Below are 24,383 nucleotides of genomic sequence, written 5' to 3' on the forward strand. Positions count from 1 at the left end.
GACCGGGCAGCGGCTGGCGGCCCCCGGCCCAGCGCGTCCGGGCGGCCAGGCGGGGACCTCCGCGCGCGGCTAGCGTCGGCCGGGTGCCCTCCGCCGCCGCCCTGCGCGTGGGCACCCTGAACCTGGCCTCCGGCCGCGGCCCCGACGGCCGGGTCCTGGCACCGGCCGCGCTGGCGGCGGCGGTGGCGGGGTTCGACGTCGACGTGCTCGCCGTCCAGGAGGTGGACGCCGGGCAGGGCCGCTCCGGCGGCACCGACCAGGCCGCGGTGCTCGCCGGCGCGCTGGGTGCCGCGGACTGGCGGCACGCGGCCACGCTCGACGGCACGCCCAGCCCGTTCCGCGGCACCTGGACGGCGGCCGAGCCGGCGCTGCGGGGACCGGACCGGGCCGTGCCCGGTCCCGCCTACGGCGTCGCGCTGCTGTGCTGCCGCCCCGTGCGGGCGTGGTCGGTGCTCGGGCTGGGCTCGGGCCGTGCCCGGCTGCCGGTGCGGGCGCCGGATCCCGCCACCGGCCGGCCGCGGGTGTGGTGGGTGCCCGACGAGCCGCGGGTCGCCGTCGCCGCCTGCCTGGACGGGTGGACCGTGGTGGCCACCCACCTGTCGTTCTCCCCGCCGACGGCGGTGCGCCAGCTGCGGCGGCTGCGCCGGTGGGCGGCGTCGCTGCCCGGGCCGGTGGTGGTCGCCGGCGACCTCAACCTGCCGGGGGGCGTGCCGGCGCGGCTGCTGGGCGCCACCCCGCTGGTCCGGGCGGCGAGCTTCCCGGCGTCGGGACCCCGCCTGCAGCTCGACCACCTGCTGGCGCTCGGACCGGTGACGGCCCGGGACGCCGGCGCCCGCACGCTCCCGGTGGGCGACCACCGGGCGCTGGCCGTGACGGTCGTCCCGGCGGGATGCGGCTAGGCCGCGGCGGACCCCAGCAGCGGACGCAGCCGGTCCAGCGAGCCGGCCAGCCCCGGGTGCAGCGTCACCTGGTGCAGCCCGGCCAGCGGCACCCACGCCACGCCGGTGCTCTCGCCGTCGAGCCGCAGCCGGGCCGGGTCGAGGTCGCCGACCGGGCGGGCCAGCACGGTCGTGTAGGCCCAGCCGCCGTGGTCGTCGACCGAGCGGGCGCCGAGCGCCAGGTCGCGGGCGGGCAGCCCGAGCTCCTCCTCGACCTCGCGCAGCGCGCCCTGCTCCGGCGTCTCGTCCAGGTGCAGCGCGCCGCCGGGCGTCCCCCACGTGCCGCCGTGGTGCGACCAGAGCGCGCGGTGCTGCAGCAGCAGCTCCGGTCCGTCGTCGCCGTCGCGGTGGACCAGCAGGCCGGCGGCGCCGGCCCTCCCCCAGTGCCGGTGGCCGAGGGAGCAGGTGGTCCAGCCGTCGGTCACGCTCAGCCCGATGGTCGCCACGGCTCCAGTACACCGCACTGGCAGGATCCGGCGGGACCGACGACCGAGGACGAGGAGTCTCCGTGACGACCACGACGACGATGGCCGAACTGCCCGGACTGGCCGGCCGCGAGCTGGGCAGCAGCGAGTGGTTCGAGGTGACGCAGCAGCACGTCGACACGTTCGCCGACGCCACCGGCGACCACCAGTGGATCCACGTGGACGTCGAGCGGGCCCGGGCCGAGAGCCCGTTCGGCGGGCCGATCGCGCACGGCTACCTGACCCTGTCGCTGCTGGCCTCGCTGTCCGGCCAGGTGCTGGCGGTGACCGACACCGCGATGGGCGTGAACTACGGCCTGAACAAGGTCCGGTTCCCCTCGCCGGTGCCGGTCGGCTCCCGCGTCCGGCTGACCGCCACGCTCAAGGACGTCGAGCAGGTCGCCGGCGGGCTGCAGCTGACCCTCTCCGCGGTCGTCGAGCGCGAGGGCGGCGACAAGCCCGTGTGCATCGCCGAGCCGGTCTTCCGCTACTACGGCGGCTAGGCCGAGGGTGCGCGTCGCGGTCTTCACCGGCAGCCGGCCGGGGCCGGAGTCGCACCGCCGGGCGGCGGCGGACCTGGCCACCGGGCTGGCGGAGGCCGGCGTCGGGGTCGTCTACGGCGGCGGGCACGTCGGGCTGATGGGCGTCGTCGCCGACGCCGCCCTGGCCGCCGGCGGCGAGGTGGTGGGGGTGATCCCGCAGCACCTCGTCGACGACGAGCTCGCCCATCCCCGGCTGCCGCGGCTCGACGTCGTCGGCTCGATGCACGAGCGCAAGGCGCGGATGGCCGAGCTGGCCGACGCCTTCGTCGCGCTGCCGGGCGCCGCCGGGACCCTCGAGGAGCTCTTCGAGGCCTGGACCTGGGGGATGCTCGGCCTGCACGCGAAGCCGGTGGTGCTGCTCGACGTCGACGGGTTCTGGGAACCGCTGCTGGCCCAGCTGCAGCGCATGGCCGACGACGGCTACCTCGAGCAGCGCCGGCTCGACGCGCTCGGCGTGGTCGCCGACGCGGCCGGTCTGCTGGCCTTCGTCGAGGCCTACGAGCACCCGCCGCGCAAGTGGGCCGAGGGCCGCCCGCCCCGGCCCTAGGTCCAGGTCGGGGCGGCGATGCCCTGCGCCTCGGCCTCCAGCTGCCAGGCGCCCTTGCCGTCGATCGACTCGCGGATGACGTCGGCGTGGCCGGCGTGCCGGGCCTGCTCCTGGAGCTGGTGCAGCAGCAGCCACCGCACGGTGACGACGGTGCCCGGCGGCAGCCAGCGCGCCACACCGTCGGGGACGTCGACCACGCGGTCGAGGTCGCGCTCGGCGCGCACGACCTCCTCGGTCTCCCGGGCCACCTCCGCCTGCCGGTCGAGCAGCACCTCGACGGTCTCGCCGGCCGCGACGGTGAAGCCGGCCATCCACCCGGTCTGCGGATCGGACTCCATCGCGTGCGGACGGCGGCCGATCCGCCCGGCGACGTCGGCCCGCTCGCCCTGGGTCACGTGCTTGAGCAGCGCCGACAGCGACAGCTCGCTCGCACTGGGCGTGGCCCGCGCCTGTTCCTCGGTCAGGCCGAGCAGGGCGTTGCGCAGCGCGGTGCGCTGGTCGGTGAGCAGGCGCAGCAGCAGGTCGCGCTCGTCGGGTACGGACACGGGGGCCATCCTGCGCCCGTCCACCGGGACGGGACAGGGCCGCACCGGCATCCGCCCCGGCCGGCAGGCGCCCCGGCTGGCCGCCGACGGCGGCGCTGCCTAGCGTCGCTGCCGTGGAGCGCTGGGACGTCGTCGTGGTCGGGGGCGGCCCGGCGGGCGCGGCGGCGGCGCTGGCCGCGCGGCGCACCGGCGCCTCGGTGCTCGTCCTCGACCGCGCGGACTTCCCGCGCGACAAGGTCTGCGGCGACGGCATCGCCCCCGAGGCGCTCGACGTCCTGGCCGGGCTCGGTGTCGACGCCGCCGCCTTGACCGCCGGGTACGCCCCCGCCCCGCGGCTGTCGCTGCGCTCGCCCGGCGGCGCCACGGTGGAGCGGGCCACGCACCGGCCGTCGGCGGTGGTGCCCCGCGAGGTGTTCGACGCCCGCGTGCTGGCCGCCGCGCGCGACGCCGGGGCGGGGTTCCGCCGGCACGCCGTCCGCTCCGTGACGCCCGGTCCCGACGGGGTCGACGTCGACGGGGTCGTGCGGGCCGGCGTGCTCGTCGGCGCCGACGGCGCGGAGTCCGTCGTCCGGCGGGCCCTGGGTCTGGCGCGCAACCCCGACGACCGGATGGCGGTGGCGCTGCGCGGCTACGCCCCCGAGCTGCCCGGGCAGGCCGGCACCCAGGTCCTGGTCACCACCGAGCAGCGCTGGCCGGCCTACGCGTGGTCCTTCCCGCTCGGCGACGGGCGGGCCAACGTGGGCTACGGCGAGCTGGTCTCGGGCGGGGCGAACCGGGCCGCGCTGGTCGAGGGTCTGCACCGGCTGCTCCCGGGCGTCGAGCCGCAGGGGCTGAAGGCGCACCGGCTGCCGCTGTCGACCGGCCGGCCGCGTCAGCCCGACGGCCGGGTGCTGCTCGCCGGCGACGCCGCATCGCTGGTCAACCCGATGACCGGCGAGGGGATCTTCTACGCGGTGCTGTCCGGGGCGCTGGCCGGGCACGCGGCGGCGGCGGGCGCGGGTGCGGGCGCGGTGCACCGCCGGGCGCTGCGGCGGCGGCTGGGGGGGCACCACCGGTCGGCGTCGGCGGCGTCGTGGATCAGTCGCTGGCCGGCGGTCATGGACGCGGCCTTCCGCGCGGCGGCGGCCGACCAGCGGGTGTTCGACGACGTCGTGGCCCTGGGCCTGGCCGACGGCCGGCTCACCGCCCGCTCGCTGGTGGCCGCGGCCCGCAACCTGCGCCCGGGAGGGCCCGTGTAGCGCTGATGGCTCCTCGCGCGGCGCTGCTCAGGCGGGGGCGATCTCGACGCGGCCGCGTCCGGCGCGCTTGGCGCGGTAGAGGGCGCGGTCGGCCGCCGCGTAGAACTCGCGCATCCCGAGCGCACCGGCGGTGCGGTGGGCCACGCCGACGCTCACCGACATCGCCAGCAGGCTGCCGTCGGGGAGGGTCAGCGGCGTCGACAGCACCGTCTCGAGCACCGACTCGGCGCGGGCGACGGCGACGTCGGCGGTGCAGCCGGGCAGCAGCACGGCGAGCTCGTCCCCGCCGAGCCGGGACAGGACGGCGTCACCGGCGCGGATCTGCCGCCGGATGATGCCGGCGAGGTGGACCAGGGCGTCGTCGCCCACCGGGTGGCCGTGCCGGTCGTTGATCTGCTTGAACGAGTCGACGTCGAGCAGCAGCAGGGCGGTGCCGTCCTCGGCGGCCGGGCCGGTGAGGGCGACGGCCAGCGCGTCGTCGAAGACGCGGCGGTTGACCAGCCCGGTGAGGGTGTCCACGGTGGCCTGCTGCTCGAGCGCCTCGACCAGCCGCTCCTGCACGCTCATGGCGCGCTCGAGCATCGCGGCCACGACGGTGAGCACGACGCCGGTCAGGAGGATGTCGCTGACCCCGACCTCGAGCGGCACCAGCATCGGCACGACGATCGCGTTGGCCACCACCGCGGCGCCGGTGACGACGGCGACCGCGGTGCGGCGCAGGTGCGAGGCCGCCCACAGGACGGGGAAGGCGAGGAACGCCTGGGCGCCGGCCGACGAGTCCTGGGTGACCAGGTTGAGCCCGCAGGCCAGCAGGGCCCCGAGCACCCCCACCACGACGTAGACGCCGGCCCGGTCGAGCCGGTCGGGGTCGGCGACGCGGATGACCAGCGCGAGACCGACCAGGAAGGCGACGACGATCCAGGTCGCCGCCACGGTGACCGTGGTGGCGGCGTTGGCGCCGAAGAAGCTCACGCCGGACAGGACCGCGGCGGAGACGCCGATCATCAGCACGAGGGACCGCGCCGCGGCAGACGGCTGCCGGGCTCTCAGTCCCCGGGGGATGGCCACACCTCATCTTCGGCGGTCAGCGGCCTCCGGATGAGGGGACCCACCCGTCGGGGTGAGGCGGTCCGCGTGTCGGCGGGGACGCGCGGGGCGCGCGGGCCGACGTCCCCGGTCCCGGGCCCGGGGCGTCGGGTCAGCGGTGCGCCGCGGTCAGCAGCAGCCGCAGTCGCACGTCTCGTCGCACTCGCAGTCGCAGGTCAGCTCGCGCACGTCGGATCACCTCCTCTCGCCGGTGGGCACCAGGTGCCGGGGCTCGGGGGCGGGCAGGCCGCCGCGGGCAGCGCGTCGGCCATGGCCGCCATCTCGGCGCGCAGTGCCACGAGCCGGGCGATCTCGGCGTCGACCTCGGACAGCCGCCGTCGCAGCAGCTGCTCGGCCGGCTCGCACGGGCAGGTCCCGGTGTCGCGGACGGAGAGCAGGACGCGGATGTCGGCGAGCCGCAGCCCCAGCCGCTGGGCGCCCTGGATGAACCGCATGCGGTCGACCGCTGCGGCGTCGTAGCTCCGGTAGCCCCCGGGGGTGCGGGCGGGCGGCGGGAGCAGGCCGGCGCGCTCGTAGTACCGGACGGTGTCCGACGGCACGCCGACGGCGGCCGCCAGCTCGGCCACGCGCAGTCCGCGTTCCGTCGTCGTCATGCCGTGACCCTGGACCCTGGACCGGGGTCCGGGGTCAAGACCCGATCGGCCGGTCCGAGCAGCAGGCGTCGGCGCCCTCCGGGGTGAGCGACGCGAGGGTGGCCAGCAGCCGCACCGGACCGGCGAGGGCCTCGCAGCACAGCGCGTGCACGTTGCTGCGCCCCCGGGGCGTGACCGTCACCAGCCCCTGCTCGCGCAGCGGCCCGAGGTGGTGGCTGACGAGCGTCTGGCTCATGCCGCTGAGCTCGGTCAGCTCCCGGACGGAGCGCGGACCGTCGGCGAGGAGCAGCAGCAGGTGGAGCCGGTTGGGATCGGCCAGCGCCTTGAGCTGCGGTGCGAGCAGCTGCGCCCGGTCAGCCGCCGATGCGAGATGGTCGGGGTCGAGCAGCCGCACGCCGAGGTCCTGGCTCACGCCCCCCACTATGACAGACACCCGTTGCCATCAACAGTGCTCACTGTTACGTTTGCGCCATCGATGTCCGTCGATGGGACGAGGAGCTGATCGGGATGGACGCACCGACGTCGCAGCTGCCGGTGGTGGTGGTCGGGGCGGGGCCGGTCGGCCTGGCCGCCGCTGCCCACCTGCTCGAGCGGGACCTCGAGCCGCTGGTGCTGGAGGCCGGCGAGGAGGTCGGCGCCGCGGTCCGCGCGTGGGGACACGTCCGGCTGTTCTCCCCGTGGGAGTACGACGTCGACGCCGCCGCGCTGCGCCTGCTGGAGGCGCAGGGCTGGGAGTCCCCCGACCGCGACGCGCTGCCCACCGGCGCCGACCTGGTCGACGTCTACCTCGCCCCCCTGGCGGCGACGCCGCAGCTGGCCGGACGCATCCGTACGGGCACGCGCGTGACGGCGGTCAGCCGGCAGGGCGTCGACAAGACCCGCACCGCCGGCCGGGAGGGACGTCCCTACCTCGTGCGGACCGTCCGCGAGGGGCGGGTCGAGGACGTCCTCGCCCGCGCGGTGCTCGACGCCTCGGGCACCTGGGGGCGGCCCAACCCGCTCGGCGCGGCGGGACTCCCGGCGGTCGGCGAGGAGCAGGCCCGGGCGTGGCTGACGGGGCCGCTGCCCGACGTCCTGGGCGGCGACCGCGCGCGCTTCGCCGGGCGGCACACGCTGGTCGTCGGCATGGGCCACTCGGCGGCCACCACGCTGCTCGCGCTCGTCCGGCTGCGCGAGGAGGAGCCGGGTACCCAGGTCACCTGGGCGATCCGCGGTCGCTCGCCCGCCCGCCTCTACGGCGGCGGGGACGCCGACGGCCTGCCGGCGCGCGGGCTGCTCGGCTCGTCGTTGAGGGCGGCGGTGGCCGACGGCGCGGTCACCCTGCTCCGCGAGGTCACGATCAGCGCGCTCACCCCGGCACCCGGGGGCCGGCTCGCGGTGGCCGGCACCGGCCGCGACGGCGCCGCCGTGGACCTCCTGGTCGACTCCGTCGTCGCTGCCACCGGCTTCCGCCCCGACCTGGACGTGCTGCGCGAGGTCCGCCTCGGCCTCGACCCGGGCCTCGAGGCCCCGGCCGCGCTGGCGCCGCTGATCGACCCCGACCTCCACTCCTGCGGCACGGTCCCCCCGCACGGCGCCGAGGTGCTGGCGCACCCCGACCGGGGCTTCTACGTCGTCGGCACGAAGTCCTACGGCCGCGCCCCGACCTTCCTGCTGGCCACCGGCTACGAGCAGGTCCGCTCCGTCGCCGCCGCGCTCGCCGGCGATCCCGAGGCCGCGGCCCGCGTGGAGCTGGCCCTGCCCGCGACCGGGGTCTGCTCCACCGACCTCGGCGACCGCGAGGCCGCCGAGCTGGGGAGCCGTGGCACCGGCGTGGGCTTCGCGACCGGCTCGCAGCACGGCCGGTCGGCAGAGGAGCCCGCACCGGTCCCGGTCGCGGTGTCCTCGTCCCTTGGCGGCTGAGGAGGAGGCGACGACCGCTGCGTCCGCCGCGGACGCCGGGCCCTCCCGGCACTCGCCGCGGCGGGCGCTGGTCGGCCTCTGCGTCACCCAGGTCACCAGCTGGGGCGTCCTGTACTACGCCTTCCCCGTGGCCCTGGCGGCCATCACCGCCGACACGGGCTGGTCGGCCCCCGCGGCCACGGCGGCGTTCTCCGCGGGCCTGGTCGTCTCGGCCCTGGCCGGGATCCCGGTCGGGCGCTGGCTGGACCGCCACGGCCCGCGCCGGGTCATGACGGCCGGTTCCGCGCTCGCCGTCCCGGCCACCGTCGGCATCGCGCTGGCGCCCGGCTACGCCTGGTTCCTCGTGGCCTGGCTGGTCGCGGGCGCCGCCATGTCCGCCGTCTTCTACCAGGCCGCCTTCGCGGCCCTCACCCGCTGGTACGGCGCCCGCCGGGTCCGCGCCATGACCACCCTGACCCTCGTGGCCGGGCTGGCCAGCACGCTGTTCGCGCCCCTGACCAGCGCCCTCGTGGCCGGGTTCGGCTGGCGCGGCGCGTACCTCGTGCTCGCCGGGGTGCTGGCGGTGGTGACCGTCCCGCTGCACGCGCTCACGCTCACCGCCCCCTGGCCGCGGACCGGCCGGCACGAGGTCCACCGCGGACGGATGCCGCCCGAGGTGCGCAGCCGGGAGTTCCTGGCCCTGTCCGCGGCGCTCACCCTGACCGCGCTCGGCCTCTACGCCACGAGCCTGACGCTGATCCCGCTGCTCACCGGCCGCGGCTTCTCCCCCGCCCTCGCGGCGACCACCTTCGGTCTGCTCGGCGCCGGCCAGCTGCTCGGCCGGGTCGTCTACGGCCCGCTCAGCGCACGCACCAGCCCGACCGGCCGGACCGTCGCGCTCATCGGCGCCTCGGCGCTGGCGATGGGCGTCCTCGCCGTCCTGACCGGGCCACCCGCGGCGCTCGTCGCGGCCGCCGTCGTCCTGGGCGCCGTCCGCGGGGCGTGCACCCTGCTGCAGGCGATCGCGGTCGCCGACCGGTGGGGCACGGCCCGCTACGGCACCCTCTCCGGCCTCTTCGCCGCACCGATCACGGCGGCGACCGCGCTCGCCCCCTGGGCCGGCACGGCACTGGCCGAGACGCTCGGCAGCTACCCGGCCGCCTCGGCGGTGCTCGCCGCGCTGGTCCTCACCGCCGTGGGTCTCGCGTGGTCGGCACGCGGCGACGGCTAGGGACGGGCGAGGGGGTCGACCTGCAGCTCGGCCAGCAGCCCGCGGACCCGGCGCTCGATCTCGTCGCGGATCGGCCGGACGGACTCGACGCCCTTGCCGGCCGGGTCCTCGAGCGCCCAGTCCAGGTACCGCTTGCCGGGGAAGACGGGACACGCGTCACCGCAGCCCATCGTGATGACGACGTCGGAGGCCTCGACCGCCTCGGTCGTCAGCACCTTCGGCCGCTGGTCGGTGATGTCGATCCCCGCCTCGGCCATCGCCTCGACGGCGGCCGGGTTGACCCGGTCGCCCGGCAGGGAGCCGGCCGAGCGGACCTCGACGGCGTCACCGGCGAGGGAACGCAGCCAGCCGGCGGCCATCTGGGAGCGGCCGGCGTTGTGCACGCAGACGAACAGGACGCTGGGGGTTCCGGTGCTCATCGGTGCTCCCGCTCGTCGTGAGGCAGTCCTCGCGGTCAGGGGTCGCATCGACCCACGTCGATGCCAGGCTGCCCGGATCATCGACGCCGGTCAATCCCTGCGGCATGCTGGCACCCGTGAGCGTCGACGCCGCGTCCTGCGCACCGCTGGTCCGGGAGGCGCTGACCGCCGGGCAGGCCGCCGACCTCGCCCGCGTCCTCAAGGCGGTCGCCGACCCGGCCCGCCTGCGCCTGCTGTCCCTGGTCGCCGCGCACGAGGGCGGGGAGGCGTGCGTCTGCGACCTCACCGAGCCCCTCGGTCTGTCCCAGCCGACGGTGTCGCACCACCTCAAGGTGCTCGTCGACGCCGGCCTGCTGACCCGCGACAAGCGGGGCGTCTGGGCCTGGTTCCGGCTCGTCCCCGGCGCGCTCGACGCGCTGGCGGCCGTGCTGAGCACCGCCGGCTCCGGGACCGCCGCAGCAGCGTCGCGCTGACCGCTCCGCGGAGGGCGTGGGATCCGACCCGCGACGGGCGACCCCGACGGGGAAATGCGCTTGCCTTCAACCGGGCTGGAGGTCCCATGCTGGCCGCATGGCTCCGCGGAGGACCACCGTCCTGGAAGTGTCGGTACCGAGGAACAGGATCGCGACATGAGCGCCGCACCTGCGGTCGAGGCGATCGACCTGGTCAAGCACTTCGGCGAGACCCAAGCCGTCGACGGGGTGAGCTTCGTCGTCCCGGAGGCCTCGGTCCTGGGTCTGCTCGGGCCCAACGGGGCGGGCAAGACCACGCTGGTGCGGATGCTGACCACGTTGAGCGTCCCCACGAGCGGGACGGGCCGGGTGGCCGGTTTCGACATCCTGAGGCAGCCGACCGAGGTGCGCCGCAGCATGGGTCTCACCGGTCAGGCGGCCACCGTCGACGAGATCCTCACCGGCCGGGAGAACCTCACGCTGATCGGCAGTCTCTACGGGCTGCCCAGGAAGTACGTCCGGGAGGCGACCGAGCGGCTGTTCGACCGCTTCGACCTCGTCGACGCGGCCGACCGGATGGCGAAGACGTACTCGGGCGGGATGCGTCGCCGTCTCGACCTGGCGGTCAGCCTGCTGGCGGCACCGCCGATCCTCTTCCTGGACGAGCCGACGACGGGCCTGGACCCGCAGAGCCGGTCGGGGCTGTGGGCGGTCCTCCGGGAGCTCGTGAGCGAGGGCACCACCCTCGTCCTGACGACCCAGTACCTGGAGGAGGCCGACCACCTGGCCGACGAGATCGTCGTGGTGGACAAGGGCAGGGTCATCGCCGCCGGCACGCCGACCCAGCTCAAGGACCAGGCGGGCCGGGCCAGCGTCGTCGTCACCCTGACCCACGCCGCGGACCTCGACCGGGCGGCGGAGCTCATGACCTCCTGCTGCCAGGAGGTGCACGTCGAGCGGGGCAGTCGGCGGCTGACCGCCCAGGCCGGCGGGCTCGGCGACATGACCCGCGTCGCGGCGGTCTTCGAGAGCAGCGGCATCGAACTGGACGACCTGGGCCTGGCCCGGCCGAGCCTGGACGACGTCTTCCTGCACCTCACCGGGCACCGGGCCGAGGCCGACGACGCCTCGGACCTGACGGACCAGGGAGTCACGCCATGACCGCTGTCCAGACCACCCGGGCGCCGGCCGCCCGACCGCCCATCTCACCGCCGTCCCTGCTGCGGGCGTCGTCGACCATCGTCTGGCGCAACCTGCTGCACATCCGGCGGATGCCCGAGATGCTGCTCGACGTCACCGTGCAGTCGGTGATGTTCGTGCTGCTGTTCGCCTACGTCTTCGGCGGGGCGATCGCGGTGCGGGGCGCCGACTACAAGGAGTTCCTGCTCCCCGGGATCATGGTCCAGACCATGGTGTTCTCCTCCGCCATCGTGGCCATGGGCCTGACGAGTGACCTGCAGAAGGGGATCGTCGACCGGTTCAAGTCGCTGCCCATCGCGCGGTCGGCCGTCCTGGTCGGCCGGAGCATCTCGAGTCTGATCCACTCCAGCATCGGCGTCGCCGTGATGGCCCTGACCGGCCTGTTGATCGGCTGGCGGATCCGCAACGGGCTCGTGGACGGAGTGCTCGCCTTCCTGCTCCTGCTGCTGTTCGGCTTCGCGCTGATCTGGCTGGGCATCTGGGTCGGGTCCATGATGCGGACCGTCGAGGCCGTGCAGGGCTTCATGTTCACGGTGATGTTCCCGCTGACCTTCGTCGCGAACACCTTCGCGCCGCCGGAGAGCATGCCCGCATGGCTGCGGGCCATCGCCGAGTGGAACCCCGTCTCCGCGGTCACCCAGGCCTGCCGGGAGCTGTGGGGCAACGGCCCGCCCGCGGCGCCGGATGCTGCGTGGCCGCTGCAGAACCCGGTCGCGGTGTCGATCGGCTGGTCGATCGTCCTCACGGCGATCTTCGCGCCACTCGCCGTCTCGGCGTTCCGTCGCCGTTCCCGCGACTGACCGGGGCCGGTGCGGAGCAGCGGTGCGGTGGCCGACCGGAGCTCTCCGGGCGACGCGGGACCGCTGGTCGGAGCGGAGGGCGTGGGATTCGAACCCACGATGGGTGTGACCCCATACCGGTTTTCAAGCCAGATATAGGGGCTCCCCGAACTAACGCCGATCAATAGTTTCCGCAGGTCAAGGCCGGAGTCGTTCAAACCGCTGGCTACCCCCAATAGCCGCTGCGTGCCCGTACTACGGGCACGCAGCGGGCACGGGCGTTGGTCTCCGGACGCCAGGAGACTGCTCGCGTCTAATCGAGGCTGGCGAGCCGCTCGGGCGCTCCTGCGACGGGCCGACCAGCAAGGTGTACTTAGCTGTCGACGGCCGCGGACTACCGCTGGCCGTCCGGCTGACCCCGGTCAGGTCGGGTGGATCTAGTGCGTTCATCCAGCGCTCCCCGTTGCTGCGACCGCTTCATGTCCAATCAGGACACGCACCATCTCAGCACCGCGCTCTGACGGAGAAAGCGGTGTACGTCCAGGAGGACTGCTGATGGGTCGAGTCCCCGAGGGTGGTCATCTTCTGCGTGGCACCTGATCCGGCCACCGCCGGTCGATCGTGCGCGAGCACCCTCGATCGGGGGTCGGCTCGAAGGCGTCCGGACGAGAAGGGTTGCGCGCTGGCGGCTTCGAACCCAACGCCCTGAGCGGCCCAGTCAGGGGCACCTGAGGCGTGTCCCCGTTTGCTTCTCAACAGTTGTGGCTGCAGAGGCGGATGGCGGTCGTAGGTGCGAGCGGGATGGATCGCCCACCCACTTTTCGCGCCAGAGACATTCGCAGTCGGCTTCACGCGGCCTGTCTACGGTAAGGGGCGCACGCGCCGACGCGAGGTCTCGTGAGCTACAGATCCGCTTCCCGCTGGCATAGTTGGATTCGCCTCTGCGGCGAGGCCTTCAGCAGATCATCGGTGCGGGCATACAGTGCGGTCGCGAGGGCGTCCAGGTCGGCGTCCACGAGGGCCTCCGGCTCGACGTTATGTTAGCAACGCCCAGCCTGAACACCCTCGCCCGTGATCACACCGGCCGCAGCCGGGACCCCTTGGAATCAGTCATCTAGTACCGCGGCGGGCGGTGCCCTTCTGGTGCCCCGCCGCACTGACCAGCTCCTCCCGGGCTTCCGTGAACCCGTGATCGAGGCTTCTGGTGGCGCGAGCACAGCGGGCGTACCGGATGAAATAGGCCAATTACTTCCCGACGGCAGAATTGCCGAGGGTTTGGGGTTCAACTCCCCAAGGCGGCTAAGCAAAGCGGCAGTCGAGGGCGGGCGAGGAACGCTGCGACCCGGTCGTCGACGGGGTGCCGCGGATGGGTGCGGTCGCGGTCCTACCGCCGAGCCGCGCCGGTCGAGACCGATGTAGGCACGCCGAAGATGTGTGGCTCGGCGGCCGGGATGTGTTGGATTCCCCTTGGCTGGCGGGCCGTGCCCCGGGCGATGGCGGCGTCCGCCAGGCCGGCGTCGACGAACGAGACGAAGAACAGCTGGCCGTTCCTGACCCTGGCCAGGGCCAGGACCTCCTCCGACTCGAACTGCAGCCACACGACGCCCGTCATGATCGACACTTGCCGGTCGTACGGATCGGTGCGGTTGACGACCGAACGAGAACCGATCGGCGCGACCTGTGCCTCGTACCGCTGCCGGTAGGTGTCCACGTCGCCGACCCGGGCGGGGTCGGGTGGTGCGAATGCGGCGTAGTTGCCGCCGCCGACCTCGTGCGGGACGACATCCGCGAAGAAGTGTCCGACTTTGCCGAGCAGACCCTCGGGGTGCACGAAGTTGTAGGTGCCCAGGAGGGGGCCGGTCGTGACGTAGGTCCCGTCGGGCTGCCTGATGGCCTCGGACGAGCCCCCGCTCGCGTCCTTATGGAGGAGCTTCTTGTTGGGGTACGGGTTCGAGGTCTCCCTGTGTCCGGGCGGCTGGTGGTACACCGACTCCCAGTCGGGCACGAGATCCCAGCGCCGGCCCGCCTCGTCGGTGTAGCTGTTGCTGTGCCCTTCGCGGTACTGGAACTCCGGAGACGCGTCGCCCACGGGCGCGAGGACGCCCTTTGGAACGATGTTGAAGCGGTTCCGCTCGAGATGGGTGTTGTCCGGCTTCTCCTCGCGGTGGAGGACGTCGGCCGGTGCTGAGGCGCCGATCCGCCTCGGCGAACGATCGGCCCCGGGGGCGAAGCTGTTGGCCGTCGCGGCGGCCTCCCGCTCTGCATCGTCGCCGGGGCGGCTGACGCGTGACGGCGGATCATGCATCCCGCCGCGCTGGATCACGTGGGTGAGCTCGTGGGCGAGCAGCCGCGACCCGACGCTCGTGCCCGGCGCCCACTGCCTATGACCGAACACCACGTCGTGACCGACCGTAAACGCCCGCGCGTTCACGGCCTCGGCGCTCCTCGCCGCCTCCTCGTCCGTGTGCACGCGGACCGTGCTGAAGTCGTGGTCGAAGTAGAGTTCCATGGCCGCGCGCACCGGGCCGTCCAGCGGCCGTCCCGTCCGACGCGGTGCTGCGGCCGCATTGGACACCGCCCGGTCCGGGCGCCGCTCGTAAGCATGCATCGTCTATCGGCCCCTTCCTCGGCCACCACGGCGAAGCATGTCGGACGACCGTCACCACCACGTCACAACCGCGGGGGAGCAGACCAGCTCGGTGTCGGCGCGGTGAGGAGCACCCTCTGTAACTCAAATGGAGCCCCCGGCCGGACGGGATTCGTATGTGTCGCGGTGTCCCTCGAGCCGCCCACACCTGCGGGTCTTTACCGCGGAGCATGCGCTGGCCGGTGTCGCCGGAGGTCCAACAGCGTGCGACCGTCACCGCGTCGATGGGTCCGAGTTGGTTGCCGTGCCGAACGGTGCGCGCGGCGGCGGCCAGCACCGCGAACGCCTCGACATAGAGCCGGCAGGCAACCGTCATCTCGCTCATCCTGACCCGCGCGAGGCTAGGGAGCGGGCCGGCGGTCCTAGTCTGACTTCAGTAGCCGGCCGCGCCGCGACCGCACCAATGCCGCAGCGGTCGACCGCCCATTCGGGTCTTTCGCGCCAGTGAGGAAGGGCGACGTGCGGGCTCCATCGGGTCGGCGCCACGCGGCCGTCACTGAGGCCGTGCAGTGGTCCGGGGCGACGTCGAGGGCAATTGCGACGCCCGTTGCTTGCTCGGCGTCCGGGTCGGCCGTCGCTGCCCAAAGCGGTGGGATCGATCGCGGCGTTGATGGTGGTCACTCACTGGGCCCATGCCCTCGGTGCGGGACACCTGTCCCACTTGGTCGGTGCAGGGATGGACCTATGTAGTCCACCTGACTCCGGAAGCTTGAACACCTGCTCGCGAGTAATCGCGGGCTCCCGCGCCGGGATCACCGCCGTGAGGCAGTTCGGGAGCCTCGTCGCCCTACTCCGCGTCCCACCGCTGACCCGCGACGGCTGACAGGTGTCCCATAGGCCGCCTTCTGGGACACCGCTGGCCACCGGCGCGAGGCCTCGCCTGTCGATCGCCTTCGCTGACCGCAGCACGTCGCTGGTGCCGGCGCGCTTGAGCCGGAGGAGCGCGTGACTGCGGTCTTGCCTCCAGAGGCCTGGCGGCAAGCTTGAGCCTTCGCGCGCTCCGGCGTCCGTGGGCCTGCCAAGGCGCCATCTTCGTGCCCTTGCACCGACTGAGCCCTTCTACAGTCATAGATGTTCATCGCTTATCAACCTTCGCGACCGCTTCAGCCAAAAATCTGACACCTATCAACATTGGTAATCAGCACCCAAGCATTTACTGAAGAACGGCACACATGCTACCTTCGCAGGTAAGTCGGGCCTCGCTTCGCGGGGCCCTTCGCCGTTTCTGGGGGTGACGTGTTGGTCAGTATCGGGTGGTGTTGAAAATGCATGGAGGGATGAAGATCTACGCCGGCGCGCCGGCGGCTGCTCGGCACAACGTGGAGGCCGACCGGGGCCGGGCGGATGACTACTACCTCACCGAGGGCGCCAGGATCGCCCGCCGCTACACCACCGGCCCCGACGGCCGGGTGACGGAGCTGGCGCCGCTGGCGGGGGACGGCTATCAGGCTTGGGTTGCCGGCCTGGACCCCGACACTGAGCAACCGCGGGGCTTGCTGCGCACCGACGACCGTGCGGTGCGATCCGTCGAGGTCGTGGTCAACGGGCCGAAGTCCTGGTCGCTGGCCGCCGCCCTGCACCCCGATGTCGCCACCGCCTACGACGCCGCGCAGGACCGCGCCGCCGGCCAGATCATCCGCTGGCTCGGCGAGCATGCCACCACTCGCGTCGGCCCGCGGGGCGGGCAGGTGCAGGTGCCGGTGGAGGTGCTGGAGGCGGTGACGGTGCGGCACTACACCTCTCGCGCCGGCGATCCGCACCGCCATCTCCACCTGCAGGTCAACGCGCGGGTGTACGCCGGCGGGAAATGGCGGGGGCTGCACACCGTCGGCATGCGTGACTTCCTCGCCGCGATCAATGGCATTGGGCACGCAGCGGTCGCTTGCGACCCGCAATTTCGGGCCGCGCTGGCCGCGCACGGGTACACGTTGGACGCCGACAGAGAGATACGGCAGCTTTCGGATGTCGTCGGGGCGTTCAGCGCGCGTGCGGCGCAAATCAGCCGGAATGTGGACCGCTACGAGCGGGAATGGACGGCGGCGCACTCCGGCGAAACGCCGGGGCCGGCGCTGCGCCGCGCCTGGGACGCCCGCGCCTGGGCCGAGGATCGCCCCGACAAGGTCACCCCCCAAGCCGGGGAGGACCTCACCGCCCGGTGGGTAGGCGAACTCGCCGCCCTCGGCTACCGCCACCCCGACCGGCCGAGGCACCTGATACCAACGCCGGTCGGGGCGCTGGACCGCGACGGGGCGGTCGGCCGGGTGCTGGCGGGGCTGGCCGCCGGCCGCTCGGCGTGGAACGCCGCCGATGTCCGGGGCGAGGTGGAGCAGCTGATCGCCGCCGCAGGCGTCGTCGTCGACGCCGGCATACGGATGGAGCTTGCCGAGGACCTCACCGCCCGCACCATGGCCCGGTGTGTGCCGCTGCTGGACCGAGCAGGGGTGCCTGAGCATGTCCGGGCGTGGACCTCCCAGCCGGTGCTCGACGTCGAGGACGACCTCACGGCCCGGTTCGCCGCCCGTAGCGCTCCGTCTGAGACCAGTCCGTCCCGAGAGTGGGAGCCGGCGGTGCCGTCGTCCGTTCTCGAGCGGCTGGACGCCGGACAGGCTGCCGCGGCCGCGTCGCTGGCCGGGGAGCTGCCGCTGGTGGTGATCGAGGGCGCGGCCGGCGCGGGCAAGACCACCATGCTGGCCGCCACCCGCAGCCTGCTCGAGGCGCAAGGTCGCCAGTTGACGGTGGTGACGCCGACGTTGAAGGCGGCCCAGGTCGCCGCCGCCGAGGTCGGCACGGCCGCCGGATCCGCGGCGTGGCTGGCCTACCAGCACGGGTGGCGGTGGGACAAGGATGGTGCCTGGACCCAGCTGGCCGCCGGTGACCCCGACCCGCTCACCGGGGCTCTCCATGCCGGGCCGGCGCAGGCAGCCCGGCTGCGCACCGGGGATCTGCTGGTCGTCGACGAGGCCGGCATGCTCGACCAGGACACCGCCCGCGCGCTGCTCACCGTCGCTGACGAGGCCGGAGTCCGGCTGGCGCTGCTGGGTGACCGCCACCAGCTGGCCGCCGTCGGCCGCGGCGGCATGCTGGACCTGGCCGTGCGCCAGGTCGACCCGGCCGGCCACCTGACCCTGGATGCGGTGCACCGCTTCGTCCGCACCGACCAGACCGGGCGGACCGCACCGGACAGCGAGTACGCCGCGTTGACCCTGGCCATGCGCACCGGCGCCGACCCTGCGGGGGTGTTCGACGCGCTTGTGACCGGCAGCCAGGTCCGTCTCCACCCCGATTCGCTGGCGCTACAGGAGTCGCTTGCCGCGACCGCGGCCAGGTCCTACGGCTCAGGGCAAGAGGTAGCGGTGGTGGTCGACACCCGCGAGCAGGCCGCCGACCTGAGCGCCGCGATCCGGCAGCGGCTGGTCGCCGACGGACACGTCGACGACACCCGGGTGGCGGTCACCCGCAGCGGGCAGCGCATCGGCGTCGGCGACCGGATCGCCACCCGCCGCAACGACCGCCACCTCGCCGTCGCCAACCGCGACACCTGGACGGTTACCGCCGTCGACCGCGACGGCCGGGTCGCCGTCACCCCCGCCGCCCCAAACGGCACCCCGGCCGGTGTCACCTCGTCCATGCGGAAGCGGGTGCTGCCTGCCGACTACGTCACCGCCCACGTCGAGCTGGCTTACGCCAGCACCGCGCATGGCGTGCAAGGCAACACCGTCACCACCGCGCACCTCGTGATCGGCGAGCACACCGGCGCCGCAACCGCCTACGTCGGGATGACCCGCGGCCGCACCGCCAACACCGCCCACCTCATCGCCCCGGACCTGGCCACAGCACGCGAAGAATGGGTCGCCGTGTTCGGCCGCGATCGGGCCGATCTAGGCCCCGGCCACGCCGCGCAGTTGGCCGCCGCCGAGGCCGCCCGCTACGCCGCACCCCGCCCACTAGAGGAGGTCCTGGCCGACCTGCACGAGGCGTGGACGGCGCAGCGGCGCTGCCTGGATCGGCTCACCTTGCTGCAGCCGCTGCGCGACCGGCTGGCCGAGGTCGTCACGATCCACACCGGCCACGCCGATCGGATCGCAACCCTGAAGACCAGGTGTCAGATGTCGGCCGCCGCCGCGCACCGAGCCACGCGCCAGGTGGAGGTCAGTGGACGGGCGGTCACCGCGCACGCGGAGCGGATCCGCGCGGACCTGCTCGGTCTCTGGGACAGCGACCGGGACGCGGCCCGCGCCGCCGCCCGGGTGGTGTTGGATGGCCCGGGCCGGCTCCGGCTGCGCCGGGCCGCGGTCACCCACGCCACAGGGCAGCTTGCCGACTGGGCCGACCGGTGGCGCCCGTACCTACCGCAGCTGCCCGCCGACCCCGGCCGGCTCGCCCAGTACGCCGACCGGTCCGACGACCGGCCTGCACTGGCCACCGCGTTCGGCGCTGCCGCACGCCGCGCGGCCGAAGACGCCCACCCCGACCACGCTGTCCTGCGGGCGGCCGCTGACGCCGCCCGCCACGAGCACGAGCAGTCGCGACAAGCGCTGGCCGAGGCCGGCCGGCGGCGCGAGGACGAGCTGGGCTGGTTCGGTGCGATCGGGCGTGCTCAGGACCCGGCGGGCAAGCTGGCCGACCTCGACCGGGACATCGCCGCCCACCGGCACGGGCTGGCCGTGGCACGGGCGCGTATCGACCTGCTGCAGGCCGAACCGACCCTGGCCGCCCAGTCGGCCGACCGGCTCGCCGCGGAGCGCGACGCCTGGCGTGCGGCACGAGACGCCACACGCCACCAGATCCGGTCGAGCTCCCCGCGCCCGGCCGCCTCCGCGGTGCACATCGGCGGCCCTCAGCTGTCGCACCACCCCGGGCCGCCCGCCGAAGATCGAGGTGCCGGCCCGTCCCTCGGGCGCTGACCGCGCGGACCTCCGGTGAACGGCCGCCGACGCGACGAGAGGAGTACCGGAGGAGAACCGGAGACCGCCGCAGAAACCTGGCGGTGAGCTGTCACCAAACGGCCCGACACGGCGCCTTCTCCAGGCGTGAGGTCACCAGCGTCAGATCCGGAGTCCGCCATGACCCAGCCCGCCACCGACCGCGAGCCCGACCTGCTCACCATCACCGAGGCCGCCGACCTCCTGCGCGCCCCCGTCGCCACCCTGCGCTACTGGCGACACCTGGGCACCGGCCTGCGCAGCTTCCGCCTCGGCCGCCGCGTCCTCTACCGCCGCGACGACCTGCACACCTGGATCGACGCCCAGCACAGCCAGCCCACCACCGACCCGGAGAACCGTAGGTGAACCCGCGCCACCACCGGCACACCCGCCGAGAAACCGGAGGAACCATCTCTCCGGCGAACGCGCCCCTGAGCGGCACGTTCGGACCCCGCCGCAGGGCCCGGCCAGGCAGCGCCCGCGCCACCCTCACGGCGGGCGGGCGCTGACCATGGCCCGGCCAACCTCACCGAGGAGCGCGACACCACAGGCATCCGCCCACGGACACCCGTCCCACGGCGCCCCTGCTCAGCTGCTCACCATCGGCCAAGCCAGCGAGTACCTGGGCACCGGGCAACGCTTCGTCCGCCGCCTCATCAGCGAGCGGCGGATCGCCTACGTCAAGCTCGGCAAGCACGTACGCCTCGAGCGTTGCGCGCTGGACGCCTTCGTAGCGGCCGGCCGGGTGCCCTGCCGGTAGGGCGTCGACCGGCGTCCACAGACGAGTTCCCAGCGCAGCCCCAGATCGGCCAAGGTCGGAGCATGCCAGCAAGCCGCAGCAGGAGGCGTTTCGGTCGCGTGCGCAGGTTGCCCTCCGGCCGGTGGCAGGCCCGCTACCCGGGCCCGGACGGCCGGGACCGGGCAGCACCGAACACATTCGCCAGCAAGACCGACGCGGCACGTTTCCTGGCCGCGGTGGAGGTCGATATGGGCCGCGGAGTATGGCTCGACCCGTTGCGCAGCGGCGTCAGCTCCGCGAGTACAGCCAGGCGTGGCTGGCGGAGCGGACCGTTCGGGGTCGTCCCCTCGCCGTGCGAACTCGCGAGACTTACCAGAACTCTCTTGACCGCTGGGTGCACCCCTCCCTCGGAGGCCTGCCGCTGGACCGCATCACCCCGGCCGCCGTGCGGCGGTGGCACGCCGAGACGAGCGCAGCCACCGGCCCGACGGCGACCAGGCAGGCCTATGCCCTCCTCCATGCCATCCTGGCCACGGCCGTGGCCGACGACGCGCTCCCCCGGAATCCCTGCCGGATCAAGGGTGCGGGCCAGGCCCGCAGTGACGAGCGACCGCTGCTAGACATCGACCAGGTGCAGCGCCTCTCCGCGCACATGCCGGAGAACCTCCGGGGCCTCGTCGACCTGGCCTTCTGGGCTCACCTGCGTCTCGGCGAGCTACTGGCCCTCCGCATCGGCGACATCGATCTGGATGCCGGCACCGTGGCCGTGCAGCGGCAGGTCGTGGAAACGGACACGGGCCCCCTGGAGGGCCCCCCGAAGGCGGGCAGCCAGCGCGTCGTCCACCTCCCCCCGCAAGGTGTTTCAGCGCTGGTCGAGCACCTCAACACCCGCTCCCCGGCGCTTCCCACCGCTCGGCTGTTCGTGCGCAGGGATGGGAGAACCCTCCGTGCCCATCACGTCCACGCCGCCTGGAGCACGGCCCGGCGAGTAGCCGGCCTACGTGACGTCCATCTGCACGACCTACGGCATGCGGGGCTCACCCTGGCGGCGCAGAGCGGGGCGACCCTGGCCGAGGTGATGCGACGTGCCGGCCACTCGTCGTCCCGCGCGGCGATGATCTACCAGCACGCGGCCGAGCGGCGCGACGCCGAGGTCGCGGCCCGCCTGGGGCGCCTCGCAGCGGGCACGACCCCGAACCGTACGGGCACGTAGCGGGCACGCGAGTGACCTGCAGCTCCAGGCGCCCCTGCCGGAGGCCCTCGAGCGGCACAAAACCGCTGCTCAGAAGCGGAGGGCGTGGGATTCGAACCCACGATGGGTGTGACCCCATAGCGGTTTTCAAGACCGCCGCCATCGGCCTCTAGGCGAGCCCTCCTGGCCGGTCGAGGCTAACCCCGCCGGACGGGGTGCACCCCTCGACCGGCCCGGCGGGCATGATCCGGGGGTCCCCGGTGTTGCTCCGGGGTCAGGCCGCGCCCCCGCGCGCCGGCTCCCGTCCGCCGATCCGAGGACCCCTCCTGCCCGAGACCGCTCCCCAGCCCTCCGCCTCCCGCCGCCGCGTGCGCCCGCCCGCCGGGCAGCGCCCACCGCTGCGGACGACGGCCGACACCACCGATCCCCGGGACACCCCCCGCGACGCCGCCCGTGACGAGGCCCGCGAGGCCGCCCGGACGGCCGCCCGTGAGGAGCGCCGCGCCCAGCAGGCCTGGGTCGAGGGTGCCGCGCCGGAGCTGCCCGTCCGCACCGCGCCGCCGCAGCACGTCGTCTTCCACCTCGGCCCCACCAACTCCGGCAAGACCCACGAGTCGCTGCAGGCCCTGGCCGCCAGCGGCGCCGGCGTCTACGCCGCGCCGCTGCGCCAGCTGGCCCAGGAGGCCTACCTCAAGCTGGCCGCCCAGCTGCCGCCCGGCGCCGTCGGCCTGTCCACCGGTGAGGAGGAGGTCGACCCCTTCGCGCCGATCGTCTGCTGCACGGTGGAGAAGGCCCCGATGCGCGGCGAGCTGCTCGTCCTCGACGAGTCGCACTGGGTCGCCGACCCCGACCGCGGCCACCACTGGGCCAAGCTGCTGCTCACCGGCGAGTACCGCGAGATGCACGTCATCTCGGCCGCCGAGGCGCACCCGACGCTGTCCCCGCTGGTCGCCGACGCCGGGCAGGTGGACGTCGTCCACCACCGGCGGCTGTCCCGGCTCGACGTGCTGGCCGCGCCCGTCCGCGCCCGCAGCGTCCGCCCGCAGACGCTGGTCGTCGCGTTCTCCCGCAAGGCGGTCTACGCCGTCGCCGCCGAGCTCGACAGGCACCGGCCCGGGAAGGTCGGCGTCCTCTACGGCGCGCTGCCCCCGGCCACCCGGCGCGAGGTCATCGACCGGTTCACCACCGGAGAGCTCGACGTCCTGGTCACCACCGACGTCATCGGCCACGGCATCAACGTCCCGGCCACGACCGTGCTGTTCGCCGAGACCATGAAGTACGACGGCACCCGGATGCGGCCGCTGCGCAGCTGGGAGGCCGCCCAGATCGCCGGGCGGGCCGGCCGTTACGGCCTGACCGGGCACGGGACGGCCGGCGTCCTCGCCGGTGTCGCGGGCCTGTCGCCGTCGCTCGCGCTGGTGTCCGTCGGCGCCGAGGTGGCCCGCGGCGACCGTCCCAGCGACCTGCCCGACCGCCTGCCGCGGCTGCGCCCGGAGCTGGAGGACCTCGGTGCCCTCGAGGCCGCCGAGCTGCCCGAGGCGCTGGTGCGCTGGCAGGCGTGGGCCCGTACGGCCACCCGCGGGCAGGCGGTGACCCCGGACGACGTCGGCGAGCTGGTGCTGCGGGTGCAGGCGCTGCTGCCGCTGCTGCGCGGGCCGCTGGGCGCCGTCGGCGACCTGCAGACCGTCTGGCGGCTGGTCAGCCTGCCGATCGACTACGACCCGCCCCGGCGCACCCGCTGGCTGGTGCTGGCCCGCGCGGCGCTGCGGCACGCCGCCGGCCTGCCGGTGCCCCCCGAGCTGGTGCTGCCCGACGTCCCGGTCGACGGCGGCGTCGAGGACTTCGAGCAGGCGGCCGCGGCCGCGCGCGACGCCCAGGCGCTGCTGCGGCAGTTCCCCGGCGTCGCGGACCTCGACGGCGACGACGCGGCCTGGGTCGAGGAGGAGTGCGCCGAGGCGATCAGCGAGCTGCTCCCCGACGCCATCGCGCTCAGCGGATCGGGATCGTGCTCCTCCTGTGGCACCGCCGTGGCGCCCTGGGTCAGCACCTGCCGCCCGTGCAGCGCGCCCCGCGGCCGCGGTCCCGGGAGGGACGGCGGCCACCGGGGCGCGCGCCCGGGCTCACGGCAGGGCCGGCGCCCGAGCCGCAGCGGCCGGGGCTGACCCCGGGGCGGTCACGCCTCCGGGGGCTCGCCGGCGGAGAGCAGCCGGTCGTAGACGAGCGCCGCGAGGACGCCGCCGACGACCGGGGCCAGCAGGTAGATCCACAGCGACGACAGCTGCCCCGCCAGCAGGTTCGGGCCGAAGGCGCGCGCCGGGTTGACCGCGCCGCCGGTCAGCGGGCCCGCGGCGAAGACGGCCGCGGCCAGGGCGAAGCCCACGGCGACCGGCGCGATCGCCGACTCGGCGCGGGCGTCGGTGGCGACGGACACCACGACCAGGACCAGGATGAACGTGACCAGCGCCTCGACGAAGAACGCCTGGCCCACGGAGACGCCCTCCTGCGGCGTGGTGGCGCCGAGCACCGCCTCGTCCCGGGCGCCCGAGCCGTAGGCCGCCCACGTCGCGGCGGCGCCCGCGACCCCGCCGAGGAGCTGGGCCGCGACGTAGGCGCCGGCGGCCGGCCACGGGAAGCGCCGCGTCACGGCGAGTCCCAGCGTGACCGCGGGGTTGAGGTGGCACCCCGACACGTGGCCGAGGGCGGCGGCGAGCGCCACCAGCGTCAGCCCGAAGGCCAGCACCACGCCCAGCAGCTCGTAGAGGGTCTTGCCGGTGGCCGGCCCGGCCACCACGGTGCTGGTGCCGACGAAGACCAGGATCGCCGTCCCGACGAACTCGGTGAGCGCCGCACGCCCGGCGTTGGGCCCGATCCTGCTGCCGTACAGGCCGGTGGTCGGCGCCGCCCGGCTGGTCCTGCTCGTTGCCATCAGAGGTCCCCGTTCCGGCGG

22 protein-coding genes and 1 tRNA gene are annotated in these 24,383 nt (G+C 74.5%); 14 read left to right on the forward strand and 9 right to left on the reverse strand.

Features of this window, described 5'->3' with window-relative positions:
- Nucleotides 1-83 precede the first annotated feature (83 nt).
- Nucleotides 84-899, forward strand: coding sequence for an endonuclease/exonuclease/phosphatase family protein (locus tag HLV61_RS12345; RefSeq protein ID WP_369255765.1), 816 nt, complete (start codon nucleotides 84-86; stop codon nucleotides 897-899).
- Here HLV61_RS12345 and HLV61_RS12350 read toward each other — a convergent pair.
- Nucleotides 896-1,384, reverse strand: a complete 489-nt coding sequence (locus HLV61_RS12350) for an NUDIX domain-containing protein (protein WP_369255767.1) — start codon at nucleotides 1,382-1,384, stop codon at nucleotides 896-898. The two genes, HLV61_RS12345 and HLV61_RS12350, sit on opposite strands and share 4 nt — an antisense overlap.
- 62 nt (nucleotides 1,385-1,446) lie before the next feature.
- On the opposite strand from HLV61_RS12350, the gene HLV61_RS12355 reads away from it, so the two are divergent.
- Together HLV61_RS12355 and HLV61_RS12360 are read left to right on the forward strand one after the other, a co-directional pair.
- Nucleotides 1,447-1,905: a MaoC family dehydratase gene (locus tag HLV61_RS12355; protein WP_369255769.1), complete on the forward strand. Its 459-nt coding sequence runs from the start codon at nucleotides 1,447-1,449 to the stop codon at nucleotides 1,903-1,905.
- 7 nt (nucleotides 1,906-1,912) lie between these two features.
- Entirely contained in the window at nucleotides 1,913-2,491 is a 579-nt protein-coding gene (locus tag HLV61_RS12360) for a TIGR00730 family Rossman fold protein (RefSeq protein WP_369255771.1), read from the forward strand.
- Here the strand turns inward: HLV61_RS12360 and HLV61_RS12365 are convergent.
- Nucleotides 2,488-3,036 carry a mycothiol transferase gene (locus tag HLV61_RS12365; protein WP_369255773.1) on the reverse strand — a complete coding sequence of 183 codons (549 nt, stop codon included), beginning with the start codon at nucleotides 3,034-3,036 and terminating at the stop codon, nucleotides 2,488-2,490. The two genes, HLV61_RS12360 and HLV61_RS12365, sit on opposite strands and share 4 nt — an antisense overlap.
- 95 nt (nucleotides 3,037-3,131) lie before the next feature.
- Between HLV61_RS12365 and HLV61_RS12370 the strand changes: the two genes are divergently transcribed.
- Nucleotides 3,132-4,274, forward strand: coding sequence for an NAD(P)/FAD-dependent oxidoreductase (locus HLV61_RS12370; protein ID WP_369256029.1), 1,143 nt, complete (start codon nucleotides 3,132-3,134; stop codon nucleotides 4,272-4,274).
- A gap of 27 nt (nucleotides 4,275-4,301) precedes the next feature.
- Here the strand turns inward: HLV61_RS12370 and HLV61_RS12375 are convergent, their stop codons facing one another.
- From HLV61_RS12375 to HLV61_RS12385, 3 genes are all read right to left on the reverse strand, one after another.
- A complete protein-coding gene (locus tag HLV61_RS12375; RefSeq protein ID WP_369255775.1) occupies nucleotides 4,302-5,279 on the reverse strand; it encodes a GGDEF domain-containing protein in 978 nt (325 codons plus the stop codon).
- Nucleotides 5,280-5,536: 257 nt separating this feature from the next.
- Nucleotides 5,537-5,974, reverse strand: a complete 438-nt coding sequence (locus HLV61_RS12380; protein ID WP_369255777.1) for a heavy metal-responsive transcriptional regulator — start codon at nucleotides 5,972-5,974, stop codon at nucleotides 5,537-5,539.
- 34 nt (nucleotides 5,975-6,008) lie between these two features.
- Entirely contained in the window at nucleotides 6,009-6,386 is a 378-nt protein-coding gene (locus HLV61_RS12385) for an ArsR/SmtB family transcription factor (protein WP_369255779.1), read from the reverse strand.
- A gap of 95 nt (nucleotides 6,387-6,481) precedes the next feature.
- Between HLV61_RS12385 and HLV61_RS12390 the strand changes: the two genes are divergently transcribed.
- Nucleotides 6,482-7,876, forward strand: a complete 1,395-nt coding sequence (locus HLV61_RS12390) for an FAD-dependent oxidoreductase (RefSeq protein WP_369255781.1) — start codon at nucleotides 6,482-6,484, stop codon at nucleotides 7,874-7,876.
- Nucleotides 7,866-9,086 carry an MFS transporter gene (locus HLV61_RS12395; RefSeq protein WP_369255783.1) on the forward strand — a complete coding sequence of 407 codons (1,221 nt, stop codon included), beginning with the start codon at nucleotides 7,866-7,868 and terminating at the stop codon, nucleotides 9,084-9,086. The genes HLV61_RS12390 and HLV61_RS12395 overlap by 11 nt, the downstream gene beginning before the upstream one ends.
- Here the strand turns inward: HLV61_RS12395 and HLV61_RS12400 are convergent.
- A complete protein-coding gene (locus tag HLV61_RS12400; RefSeq protein ID WP_369255785.1) occupies nucleotides 9,083-9,505 on the reverse strand; it encodes an arsenate reductase ArsC in 423 nt (140 codons plus the stop codon). The two genes, HLV61_RS12395 and HLV61_RS12400, sit on opposite strands and share 4 nt — an antisense overlap.
- A gap of 116 nt (nucleotides 9,506-9,621) precedes the next feature.
- Here HLV61_RS12400 and HLV61_RS12405 point away from each other — a divergent pair, with 116 nt between their 5' ends.
- From HLV61_RS12405 to HLV61_RS12415, 3 genes are all read left to right on the forward strand, one after another.
- Complete coding sequence (locus tag HLV61_RS12405) at nucleotides 9,622-9,978, forward strand: ArsR/SmtB family transcription factor (RefSeq protein ID WP_369255787.1); 357 nt, start codon at nucleotides 9,622-9,624, stop codon at nucleotides 9,976-9,978.
- Nucleotides 9,979-10,134: 156 nt separating this feature from the next.
- Entirely contained in the window at nucleotides 10,135-11,118 is a 984-nt protein-coding gene (locus HLV61_RS12410) for an ATP-binding cassette domain-containing protein (RefSeq protein WP_369255790.1), read from the forward strand.
- Complete coding sequence (locus HLV61_RS12415; protein ID WP_369255792.1) at nucleotides 11,115-11,957, forward strand: ABC transporter permease; 843 nt, start codon at nucleotides 11,115-11,117, stop codon at nucleotides 11,955-11,957. Before HLV61_RS12410 ends, HLV61_RS12415 begins: the two co-directional genes overlap by 4 nt.
- A gap of 1,363 nt (nucleotides 11,958-13,320) precedes the next feature.
- Here HLV61_RS12415 and HLV61_RS12420 read toward each other — a convergent pair.
- Nucleotides 13,321-14,544: an eCIS core domain-containing protein gene (locus tag HLV61_RS12420; protein WP_369255794.1), complete on the reverse strand. Its 1,224-nt coding sequence runs from the start codon at nucleotides 14,542-14,544 to the stop codon at nucleotides 13,321-13,323.
- A 1,316-nt stretch (nucleotides 14,545-15,860) separates the two neighbouring features.
- On the opposite strand from HLV61_RS12420, the gene mobF reads away from it, so the two are divergent.
- From mobF to HLV61_RS12440, 4 genes are all read left to right on the forward strand, one after another.
- Nucleotides 15,861-19,487 carry a MobF family relaxase gene (mobF, locus tag HLV61_RS12425; protein ID WP_369255796.1) on the forward strand — a complete coding sequence of 1,209 codons (3,627 nt, stop codon included), beginning with the start codon at nucleotides 15,861-15,863 and terminating at the stop codon, nucleotides 19,485-19,487.
- Between the two features lie 159 nt (nucleotides 19,488-19,646).
- The gene (locus HLV61_RS12430) at nucleotides 19,647-19,871 is read left to right on the forward strand and encodes a helix-turn-helix domain-containing protein (RefSeq protein ID WP_369255798.1); all 225 of its coding nucleotides are present in this window, start codon (nucleotides 19,647-19,649) and stop codon (nucleotides 19,869-19,871) included.
- 145 nt (nucleotides 19,872-20,016) lie between these two features.
- Nucleotides 20,017-20,265 (forward strand): helix-turn-helix domain-containing protein, encoded by a 249-nt coding sequence (locus tag HLV61_RS12435; protein ID WP_369255800.1) that lies wholly within the window; start codon nucleotides 20,017-20,019, stop codon nucleotides 20,263-20,265.
- 241 nt (nucleotides 20,266-20,506) lie between these two features.
- Nucleotides 20,507-21,457 (forward strand): site-specific integrase, encoded by a 951-nt coding sequence (locus HLV61_RS12440; RefSeq protein WP_369255802.1) that lies wholly within the window; start codon nucleotides 20,507-20,509, stop codon nucleotides 21,455-21,457.
- Between the two features lie 76 nt (nucleotides 21,458-21,533).
- On the opposite strand, the gene HLV61_RS12445 is transcribed toward HLV61_RS12440, so the two are convergent.
- Nucleotides 21,534-21,620, reverse strand: a tRNA-Ser gene (locus tag HLV61_RS12445).
- A gap of 184 nt (nucleotides 21,621-21,804) precedes the next feature.
- Between HLV61_RS12445 and HLV61_RS12450 the strand changes: the two genes are divergently transcribed.
- Nucleotides 21,805-23,598 (forward strand): helicase-related protein, encoded by a 1,794-nt coding sequence (locus HLV61_RS12450; RefSeq protein WP_369255804.1) that lies wholly within the window; start codon nucleotides 21,805-21,807, stop codon nucleotides 23,596-23,598.
- 11 nt (nucleotides 23,599-23,609) lie between these two features.
- Here HLV61_RS12450 and HLV61_RS12455 read toward each other — a convergent pair whose 3' ends face one another.
- Complete coding sequence (locus HLV61_RS12455; RefSeq protein WP_369255806.1) at nucleotides 23,610-24,362, reverse strand: MIP/aquaporin family protein; 753 nt, start codon at nucleotides 24,360-24,362, stop codon at nucleotides 23,610-23,612.
- Nucleotides 24,363-24,383: the final 21 nt, after the last annotated feature.

Source organism: Geodermatophilus amargosae (assembly GCF_041028265.1).
In the GTDB taxonomy this organism is placed as follows: domain Bacteria; phylum Actinomycetota; class Actinomycetes; order Mycobacteriales; family Geodermatophilaceae; genus Geodermatophilus; species Geodermatophilus amargosae_A.

Excerpts from the sequence above, each read along its gene's own strand:
- HLV61_RS12375 (WP_369255775.1), bottom strand. The coding sequence starts at position 5,279 with ATGATCGGCGTCTCCGCCGCGGTCCTGTCCGGCGTGAGCTTCTTCGGC.
- HLV61_RS12380 (WP_369255777.1), bottom strand. The coding sequence starts at position 5,974 with ATGACGACGACGGAACGCGGACTGCGCGTGGCCGAGCTGGCGGCCGCC.
- HLV61_RS12390 (WP_369255781.1), top strand. The coding sequence starts at position 6,482 with ATGGACGCACCGACGTCGCAGCTGCCGGTGGTGGTGGTCGGGGCGGGG.
- HLV61_RS12400 (WP_369255785.1), bottom strand. The coding sequence starts at position 9,505 with ATGAGCACCGGAACCCCCAGCGTCCTGTTCGTCTGCGTGCACAACGCC.
- HLV61_RS12410 (WP_369255790.1), top strand. The coding sequence starts at position 10,135 with ATGAGCGCCGCACCTGCGGTCGAGGCGATCGACCTGGTCAAGCACTTC.
- HLV61_RS12415 (WP_369255792.1), top strand. The coding sequence starts at position 11,115 with ATGACCGCTGTCCAGACCACCCGGGCGCCGGCCGCCCGACCGCCCATC.
- HLV61_RS12420 (WP_369255794.1), bottom strand. The coding sequence starts at position 14,544 with ATGCATGCTTACGAGCGGCGCCCGGACCGGGCGGTGTCCAATGCGGCC.
- mobF (WP_369255796.1), top strand. The coding sequence starts at position 15,861 with ATGAAGATCTACGCCGGCGCGCCGGCGGCTGCTCGGCACAACGTGGAG.
- HLV61_RS12430 (WP_369255798.1), top strand. The coding sequence starts at position 19,647 with ATGACCCAGCCCGCCACCGACCGCGAGCCCGACCTGCTCACCATCACC.
- HLV61_RS12435 (WP_369255800.1), top strand. The coding sequence starts at position 20,017 with ATGGCCCGGCCAACCTCACCGAGGAGCGCGACACCACAGGCATCCGCC.
- HLV61_RS12440 (WP_369255802.1), top strand. The coding sequence starts at position 20,507 with ATGGCTCGACCCGTTGCGCAGCGGCGTCAGCTCCGCGAGTACAGCCAG.
- HLV61_RS12455 (WP_369255806.1), bottom strand. The coding sequence starts at position 24,362 with ATGGCAACGAGCAGGACCAGCCGGGCGGCGCCGACCACCGGCCTGTAC.